Source organism: Propionicimonas sp. (assembly GCF_047606205.1).
In the GTDB taxonomy this organism is placed as follows: Bacteria; Actinomycetota; Actinomycetes; order Propionibacteriales; family Propionibacteriaceae; genus Propionicimonas.
In genome coordinates this window covers 1-7,805 of record NZ_JASGES010000141.1, presented here as the reverse complement: position 1 = coordinate 7,805, position 7,805 = coordinate 1, and the positions used below count along the sequence as shown (strand labels likewise).

The 7,805-nt window shown below is 71.9% G+C and carries 9 protein-coding genes; 5 read left to right on the top strand and 4 right to left on the bottom strand.

Going from position 1 to position 7,805, the window contains the following annotated elements; all coding sequences use genetic code 11:
• Window positions 1-122: 122 nt before the first annotated feature.
• From QM633_RS09135 to QM633_RS09125, 3 genes are all read left to right on the top strand, one after another.
• On the top strand, window positions 123-938 hold the full coding sequence (locus tag QM633_RS09135) for an ABC transporter ATP-binding protein (protein WP_415153441.1): 816 nt from the start codon (window positions 123-125) through the stop codon (window positions 936-938).
• 282 nt (window positions 939-1,220) lie between these two features.
• Window positions 1,221-1,676 carry an NfeD family protein gene (locus tag QM633_RS09130; protein WP_415153440.1) on the top strand — a complete coding sequence of 152 codons (456 nt, stop codon included), beginning with the start codon at window positions 1,221-1,223 and terminating at the stop codon, window positions 1,674-1,676.
• Between the two features lie 19 nt (window positions 1,677-1,695).
• The gene (locus QM633_RS09125) at window positions 1,696-2,886 is read left to right on the top strand and encodes an SPFH domain-containing protein (RefSeq protein ID WP_415153439.1); all 1,191 of its coding nucleotides are present in this window, start codon (window positions 1,696-1,698) and stop codon (window positions 2,884-2,886) included.
• Window positions 2,887-2,893: 7 nt separating this feature from the next.
• Here QM633_RS09125 and QM633_RS09120 read toward each other — a convergent pair whose 3' ends face one another.
• Together QM633_RS09120 and QM633_RS09115 are read right to left on the bottom strand one after the other, a co-directional pair.
• Window positions 2,894-3,472: a TetR/AcrR family transcriptional regulator gene (locus QM633_RS09120; RefSeq protein WP_415153438.1), complete on the bottom strand. Its 579-nt coding sequence runs from the start codon at window positions 3,470-3,472 to the stop codon at window positions 2,894-2,896.
• 28 nt (window positions 3,473-3,500) lie between these two features.
• Complete coding sequence (locus QM633_RS09115) at window positions 3,501-4,487, bottom strand: bile acid:sodium symporter family protein (RefSeq protein WP_415153437.1); 987 nt, start codon at window positions 4,485-4,487, stop codon at window positions 3,501-3,503.
• A gap of 237 nt (window positions 4,488-4,724) precedes the next feature.
• Between QM633_RS09115 and QM633_RS09110 the strand changes: the two genes are divergently transcribed.
• Window positions 4,725-5,528 (top strand): TrmH family RNA methyltransferase, encoded by an 804-nt coding sequence (locus tag QM633_RS09110; RefSeq protein WP_415153436.1) that lies wholly within the window; start codon window positions 4,725-4,727, stop codon window positions 5,526-5,528.
• Window positions 5,529-5,573: 45 nt separating this feature from the next.
• On the opposite strand, the gene def is transcribed toward QM633_RS09110, so the two are convergent.
• Window positions 5,574-6,164, bottom strand: a complete 591-nt coding sequence (def, locus tag QM633_RS09105; RefSeq protein WP_415153435.1) for a peptide deformylase — start codon at window positions 6,162-6,164, stop codon at window positions 5,574-5,576.
• Window positions 6,165-6,409: 245 nt separating this feature from the next.
• On the opposite strand from def, the gene QM633_RS09100 reads away from it, so the two are divergent.
• Window positions 6,410-7,351: a tyrosine recombinase XerC gene (locus QM633_RS09100; RefSeq protein ID WP_415153434.1), complete on the top strand. Its 942-nt coding sequence runs from the start codon at window positions 6,410-6,412 to the stop codon at window positions 7,349-7,351.
• Here the strand turns inward: QM633_RS09100 and QM633_RS09095 are convergent.
• Window positions 7,268-7,805, bottom strand: a 538-nt coding sequence (locus QM633_RS09095) for a murein hydrolase activator EnvC family protein (protein ID WP_415153433.1), incomplete at its 5' end; no start/stop codon positions are given. The genes QM633_RS09100 and QM633_RS09095 overlap by 84 nt on opposite strands.

The following is a 7,805-nucleotide window of genomic DNA, read 5'->3' as shown; positions in this document are numbered from 1 at the left end:
GGGGGTTGCGCCCCCGGGCCCGGGGTACCACCCCCGCCTTTCGGGAGCAAGGAGCGGTGGGGGCGTGGAGACTCGCGCGCGTGTGGGCCGGTTCGGGGCGCGGAGTCGGTAGGTTTGGGCGCATGAGCGTTGTTGACCTGCAGGGAGTCTCGATCGTCCGGTCGGGGTCGAACCTGCTCAACAACGTCACCTGGCAGGTCGAGGAGGACCAGCGCTGGGTGGTGATCGGCCCCAACGGCGCGGGCAAGACCACCCTGCTGCAGGTGCTCAGCTCTCAGTGGCACCCCACGTCCGGCACGGCGACCATCCTCGGCGACACACTCGGGGAGGTGGACGTGTTCGAGCTGCGGCCACGGATCGGCGTCACCTCGGCGGTGCTCGCCGACCGGATCCCGAAGTCCGAACGGGTCTCCGACGTCGTGGTGTCCGCCGCCTACGCCGTGATGGGACGCTGGCGCGAGGCGTACGACCAGCTCGACCACGACCGGGCGAACCTGCTCATGCAGCAGCTGCAGGTCGACCACCTCGCCGACCGCACGTTCGGGACGCTCAGCGAGGGTGAGCGCAAACGCGTCCAGATCGCGCGCGCGCTGATGACCGACCCGGAGCTGCTGCTGCTGGACGAGCCGGCCGCCGGCCTGGACCTGACCGGCCGCGAAGCGCTCGTCGGGACGCTGTCGGAGATCTGCACCGACCCGTTCGCGCCCGCCACGGTGCTGGTCACCCACCACGTCGAGGAGATCCCGCGCGGGATCACCCACGCCCTCCTGCTCAAGCACGGTCGCGTCGTCGCGTCCGGCCCGCTCACCCGCGTCCTGACCGGCCCGCTGCTCAGCGCGACCTTCGACATCCTGCTGGAGGTCAGCCAGATCGACGGGCGCTGGTCGGCCCGGGCCGCGGCGCGCGTAGCCCAGCGTCCGCCGGCCCGGCTCGCCTGACCGGCCCTCGCGGTGCCGGAACGGTCCTCGTCCTGCCCGATCCGGTGGTCTGCGGCCGGGCGTGGTCCGCGAATGAGAAGAGAACCGTCCCCTGAACGGGAGAGGGGACGGACCAGCGAACGAGAAAGGAACCGTCCCCTGAACGGGAAAGGGGACGGACCTGCGAACGGGAAAGGAACCGTCCCCGTCGGTTCGGGGCGGGGTCGAGCAGGGGGTGTTCGGCAGAGTCGGAGTGCGATGCGGTGGCACTTGGCATGATGGAGGGCAGGAAGGGGGTGCACGATGGCGTGGCTCGCCGAACACCTGTGGGTGTTCTGGATGGGGCTGGCGGCGGTCCTCGGCGTCACCGAGCTGTTGACGCTGGACTTCACGCTGCTGATGCTCGCTTCCGGTGCGCTGGCCGGAGGACTGGTCGCGCTCGCCTTTCCCGGCGTGCTGTGGCTGCAGATCGCCGCGGCCGTCGTGGTCGCGGTCGCCATGCTGGCCCTGGCCCGGCCCACCCTGCTGCGCAGGGTGCGCGCACTGCCCGGCTACCGCTCGAGCGTCGACAAGATGATCGGCAGCCCGGGCGTCGCGCTCACCGACGTCAGTTCCGGTGCCGGCGAGGTGAAGGTGGCCGGCGAGGTCTGGTCGGCCCGCAGCGTGGAGGGCACGATCCCCTCCGGCACCGAGATCGAGGTCTACAAGATCGACGGGGCGATCGCGATCGTGTACCCCCGCAACCTGGCTCTGCCCTGAACCCCGAGGAGAAGAAGAGATGCCTGCAATCCTGGCCACGATCCTGTGGCTGTTCGTCGCGCTGGTCGTGGTGACCGTCCTGCTGCGCTCGGTCCGGGTGGTCCGGCAGCAGCAGGTGGGAGTCGTGGAGCGGCTCGGCAAGTTCCGCCGGACGCTGGAGCCCGGCCCGCACCTGCTGGTGCCCGTGATCGACTCCGTCCGCTACACCATGGACATGCGCGAGGCGGTCGTCCCGTTCCCGCCCCAGGGGGTGATCACGGAGGACAACCTGATGGTGAACATCGACTCGGTGATCTACTACCAGGTGATCGACCCGGTGCGCGCGGCCTACGAGGCGCAGAACTACATCCAGGCCATCGAGCAGCTCACCATGACGACGCTGCGCAACATCATCGGCGGCCTCGACCTGGAGAAGACGCTCACCAGCCGCGAGGAGATCAACCAGAAGCTCCGCGCCGTGCTGGACGAGGCCACCGGCAAGTGGGGCATCAAGGTGAACCGCGTCGAGTTGCGGTCGATCGAGCCGCCGGCCACGATCCGCGACGCGATGGAGAAGGGCGCCAGGGCCGAGCGCGACAAGCGGGCCTCGATCCTGCTCGCCGAGGGCCAGCGGCAGTCGCAGATCCTGTCGGCGTCCGGCGACCGGGAGGCCTCGATCCTGCGCGCTCAGGGCGAGCGCGAGTCCGCGGTGCTGCGCGCGCAGGCCGACCGGCAGGCCGCGATGCTCCGCGCCGAGGGCGAGGCGCAGGCCATCACCACCACGTTCAACGCCATCCATGCCGGCCAGCCCACGCAGTCCCTGCTGGCCTACCAGTACATGCGGATGCTGCCGAACCTCGCGCGCGGCGAGTCGAACAAGGTCTGGATCATCCCCAGCGAGCTCAACGACGCATTGAAGGGACTCGGCCAGGTGGCGGGCAACGCCGCCGCCAAGGCGATGGGGCTGGACGCGGACGCGAAGGGAGCCTTCCAGGCTCCGGAGCCGGTCGACGTGTTCGCCGAGATCGAGGCGCAGAAGAAGGTGGACGAGGAGAGCTCCGCCGCGTCGGTGCAGCAGGCGATCGCCGAGGCCGAGGCGCTGGAGGGACGACGGGCGGCACGGCTGTCGACCGCTCCGTCGAATGCGCTGACCGCGGGAGCCGACCGGGTGGCCCCGGCACCGGCCGAACAGCCTCAGCCCGCCCCGGCACCGACCGAACCGGCGTCCTGACCCGCGGCTACGCGCCGTCGAGGCCGAGCAGGCCGACCAGGTAGTCGAGGTGCTCGGCCATGTCCGTGTCGGGGTCGAGCATCCACTGGGTCTGCAGGCCGTCGGACGCGGCGATCAGAAGGTTGGCGACCTTCGCGGCGTCCAGCTGGGCGGGCAGGCTGCCGTCGGCCTGGCGGGCCCGGAGGTCGGCGACCAGGTAGCCACGGAGCCGGGCGTAGCGCTCGACGAATGCCTCGTGCTCGGGGTGGTCGGGGTGCGCGGCCTCGACCGAGTACTGGGCGTAGAGCTGCACCAGGCCGGGCACCTCGGTGTTGTGGCGGACGATGTCCACCAGGGTCCGCAGGGCGCTCCCGTCGGCCGGGGTGCGCTCCCTGTCCACGTCGTCGCGCTTGAGCAGGATCTCCGCGAACAGCTCCTCCTTCGAGGAGAAATAGTGCAGGAGGCCGGCCTGGCTGAGCCCGACCGCCGCAGCCAGCTCGCGGACGGAGGTGCGCTTGTAGCCAGTGCGGGCGATCACCTCGAGCGCGGTGGCCAGGATCTCCTCGCGCTTGGCGAGGCCCTTGGCGTAGCGGGCGGGGCGGGTCACAGGGGACATGGTAGGGCGTGCGCCCCGCTCAGCCCTCGACGACCGCTCCATCGGGTGCTGAGCGGGCGTAGCGTCCGGCCAGCGCGGAGCAGGCCATCAGCTGGGCCTGGTGGAAGAGCACCAGCGGCAGGATCAACAGGCCGACCGGCTGGCCGGCGAAGATCACTCCCGCCATCGGCAGGCCGCTGGCCAGTGACTTCTTGGTGCCGCAGAACTGGATCGCGATCGCGTCCGCCCGGTCGAAGCCGAGCCTGCGTGCAGTCCACCAGGTCAGGCCGAGCATGATCCCCAGGACCAGCACGCAGACCCCCAGCACGACCAGCAGGGACGCCCACGAGGTCTGCGTCCACATGCCCTCGCGCATGCCGGTGGAGAACGCCGAGTAGACCACCAGCACGATCGAACCGCGATCGACGAGCTTCAGCTCCGGATGCGCCTTCACGAAGCCGCCGATCCAGCGGCGGCACAACTGGCCGAGCACGAACGGGACGAAGAGCTGCAGGAGGATGTCGAGGATCGTCGAGGTGGTGAACTCGACCCGTCCGGTCCTGCTCAGCAGCAGCCAGCACAGCAATGGGGTCAGGAAGACGCCCAGGATGTTGGACGCGGATGCGCTGACCACCGCGCCGGCGACGTTGCCCTTCGCGATCGACGTGAACGCGATCGAGGACTGCACGGTCGAGGGGACCAGGGTCAGATACAACAGGCCGGTGGACAGTCCGGGGCCGACCACGGCGCCGGTGGCGGCCACGATGGCCAGGCCGACCAGCGGGAACAGCACGTAGGTGAAAGCGAGGATCGTCAGGTGCAGCCGCCAGTGCTTGAGCCCGGCGAGGGTCTCGGCGGGGCTGAGCCGGGCACCATAGAGGAAGAACAACAGGGCGATCGCGATCGTGGTGGCGACGTCGAGGGCGTCGGCCCAGAACCCCGCCGCGGGGAAGAGGGACGCGAGGACCGCCGCCGAGACGATGGCGAGCAGGAACCGGTCGATGGGGAGTCGGGAGAGCCAGGACATCGTCGAACATCCTAGGGCCGCCGGACGTCCTGGCCGCGAACGGCGGTGATCCGCACTGCCTGGGAGACTGCTGAACAATCATGTCCCGGCTGCGGCGCGCCGGATCGGGCGATCTGCGGCGGCCACACCTTGGGGCATAGGGCCAGGATCACCCACAAGATGTGGCCTTGCCGCTCATCCCGCCCGGCACGTCCTCGCTCGGAACAGCATTGATCAGCAGCCTCCTAGAATCTCGGCGTGGCCACCCTGATCCGTCTCGATGACGCGTCCGACCCTCGACTGGCCGACTACGTGGGGTTGCGGGAAGCGACCCTGCGGCGCCTTCTGGAGACCGAACAGGGACTCTTCATCGCCGAGGGCAGCACGGTGATCCGCCGCGCCGTGGAGGCGGGCTATCCGCCCCGGTCCTTCCTGCTGGCCGAGCGCTGGCTGGCCGGCCTGGCCGATCTGCTCGACGGCCTGGACGTTCCGGTGTACGTGGTGACGGAGGAGCTGGCCGAGAGCGTCACCGGCTTCCACGTGCATCGCGGCGCGCTGGCGTCCCTGTACCGGGTGGGCCGCTACACCGTGGCCGACGTGCTCGCCGGGAGGCGGGTGATGGTGCTGGAGGACCTGGTCGACCACACGAACGTGGGCGCGATCGCCCGCAACGCGGCGGGTCTGGGCTGGGACGGCATGCTGGTCAGCGCGCACTGCGCGGATCCGCTGTACCGGCGGTCGGTGAAGGTCTCGATGGGGACGGTGCTGTCCCTGCCGTGGGCGCGGCTCGACGAGCGGGTCGACCTCGGCGCGCTGCTCCACGGCGCCGGCTACCGGGTCGCAGCGCTGGCCCTCTCCCGCGACGCGGTCGATCTGGCCAGCTTCGCCGCCGCGCTCGGCCCCGACGAGCGGGTGGCCGTGCTGCTGGGTACGGAGGGCCACGGGCTGAGTGCGGCCTGGCTCGGCGCCGCGGATGCGGTGGTGACCATCCCGATGCGCGCGGGCGTGGATTCGCTGAACGTCGCGGCGGCGAGCGCGATCGCCGGCTACGTGCTCGCCTGACCCGTCCTGGCGTCTGAGGCGCCTGGATCCCGGCGCGCCCGGGTGCTACTCGTCGGCCGAGGTCTTCTTCGGGCTGACCGGCCAGTCGGCGGGGTAGAGATGGGCGAGTTCCTCGTGCTGGGCGTACAGCTTGCGGCGCAGCCGGTTGGACAGCCGGTCGCCGAAGACCGTCCCGTTCAGGTGGTCGGTCTCGTGCTGCAGGCAGCGGGCCAGCGTCCCCGTGCCGTGCACGGTGACCGGACTGCCCCACGGGTCGACGCCCGTGCAGGTGGCCTTGTCGGGGCGGGCGAGCGGCTGGTAGCCACCGGGGAGGGAGAGGCAGCCCTCCTCGGTGGACTCGAGGTTGCGCTGGTCGCCCTCGGGCAGCGTGACCACGGGATTGCAGATCGCGCCGACGCGGTTGACGTCGTCGGCATCGGGACAGTCGTAGACGAACAGGGCGAGGTCGACACCGACCTGGGTGGCGGCAAGGCCCACCCCCCGGGCAGCCTCCATGGTGGCGAACATGTCGCGAACCAGCGTGCGCAGCTCGTCGTCGAAGCTGGTCACGGGGCGGGTTCGCGCGTGCATCACCGGCTCGCCCCACCGGGTGATCGGACGCAGCGTTCCTCCGGTGGTCAGTTCCTCGATGCCCATGCTCTCCTCGCTCCTGGTCGGCCCCGGACATCTTAGGGAACCGGCAGTCGATCGTGTGCCGGCCGGGGCGCTGCACCGCACACCCTGCCTGGCCACCTCCGGGTGCTGGGGACTCCATGACCCCCGGGCGACCCCGGCCGCACACCGGGCCCCGCACTCCTCGATCGAGGCGGCATCGGCCCGCACTTGGCAGGTTCGCGGCGGGTGCGCTTGCGCGTGCGGGGCCCGGGGGTGACGCTGGCCGGGTGCAGGAGACCGTCGAGCTGACCCCGCGGGCCGCCGACATGGTCGCGGCCTTCGCCGACCACCTCCGGCTCGAGCGCGGGCGCTCGCCGCACACCGTCCGTGCCTATACCGGCGACCTCACCCACCTGTTCGCCCACCTCGCCCGGGTCGGGGAGGCCGAACCCGACGACGTGACCCTGGCCGACCTGCGCACCTGGCTGGCCAACCAGCACGCCGCTGGAGCGGACCGGGCGACCCTGCAGCGCAGGGCTGCCGGGGTACGCGCCTTCTTCGCCTGGGCCGCCCGGACCGGCCGGCTGCCTTCCGACCCGGCCCGGGCCCTGCGCTCCCCCCGGGTGGACCGACGCCTGCCCCCCACCGTCGAGGTCGACCAGGCCCGCCGTGCGCTGGACGGGCTCGCTGCACGGGTCGAGGAGGCGGGGGGAGAGGAGGACGGTGCTGCCCGCCGCAGGGACCTCGCCATCGTCGAGGTGCTGTACGCCAGCGGTATCCGGGTCTCCGAACTCGTCGGCCTCGACACCGGTGACCTCGACACCCAGCGCGGCCTGCTGCGGGTGATGGGCAAGGGCGGCAAGCAGCGGACCGTGCCTCTCGGCGCCCCGGCCCTGCGCGCCGTGGACGCCTGGCTGGCCGTCCGCCCGCGACTGGCCCGGGCCGGGGCGGGCAGGGCGATGTTCGTCGGCGACCGCGGCCTGCGTATCGACGCCCGGGTGGTGCGCCGGCTGGTGCACCGCGCCCTCGGTGCCGTGCCTGACGCCCCCGATCTCGGGCCGCACGGGCTTCGCCACGCGATGGCGACCCACCTGCTGGAGGGAGGTGCCGACCTGCGCTCGGTGCAGGAACTGCTCGGGCACTCGTCACTGGCCACGACGCAGCTGTACACCCACGTCTCCGGCGACCGGCTGCGGAGGGCCTACCAGCAGGCGCACCCGCGGGCCTGACGGGCCCTGGACGCCGGCGGGTCCGGCTCGGGCTCCGAGCGCGGCGACGGGGGAGCCGGGGAGCAGCCGCAACGGCTCCAGGACAAGCAGGTCCAGCGGGTTCAGGTAGGTGTCGCCCCGCTTCAGGCCCCAGTGCAGGCAGGTGCCGCCGGGGCAGGAATGACCGTCGCGCAGCGTTCCCAGCCGCTGGCCGGTCGCGACCACCTCACCGACCCGCACCGTCGCCGCGACCGGCAGATAGGTGGTGCGGAGCGCGCCGTGGGAGACAACGACCACCCCGCGCCCGGCGATGGTGCCGGCGAAGACCACCCTGCCCGCCATCGCCGCGCCGACCCGCGCCCCCACCGGACCCCGGATGTCGACGCCGCGGTGCCCGGCCAGCCACGGCCGGTCGGGCGGGTCGAACCCCCGCACGACCGGCCCGTCGAGCGGCAGCACGGCGGCCGGCCCCGCG